Source organism: Opacimonas viscosa, assembly GCF_024199005.1.
In the GTDB taxonomy this organism is placed as follows: Bacteria; Pseudomonadota; Gammaproteobacteria; order Enterobacterales; family Alteromonadaceae; genus Opacimonas; species Opacimonas viscosa.
In genome coordinates this window covers 1-279 of record NZ_JANATA010000080.1, presented here as the reverse complement: position 1 = coordinate 279, position 279 = coordinate 1, and the positions used below count along the sequence as shown (strand labels likewise).

Below are 279 nucleotides of genomic sequence, written 5' to 3'. Positions count from 1 at the left end.
TGAAGAGCTGCTCAATGAGGGATATTCCACATTTCCTAGCATTAAAGCACTTAAGTCTTACATAAAAGCTGACTAGCCCCATCAACTGAGCCATTAGAGAGATTCTCATATGAAAATTTGTTTTTTAATGTATCCGTGGGAGCGTATCAACTGCGAATCCGACTCCACTTTGAGACTCATCCATGAAGCGGTAAGCCGTGGTCATACTGTAGCTGTCACGACACCCAACAATCTAACTATGCGTGACAGTATTGCCAGTGCGTTTTGCAAGGTTGTTAA

1 pseudogene is annotated in these 279 nt (G+C 42.7%); it reads left to right on the top strand.

Going from position 1 to position 279, the window contains the following annotated elements:
- Positions 1–109: 109 nt before the first annotated feature.
- A pseudogene (locus NLF92_RS12770) lies at positions 110–279 on the top strand (glutathione synthetase); the annotation flags it as partial.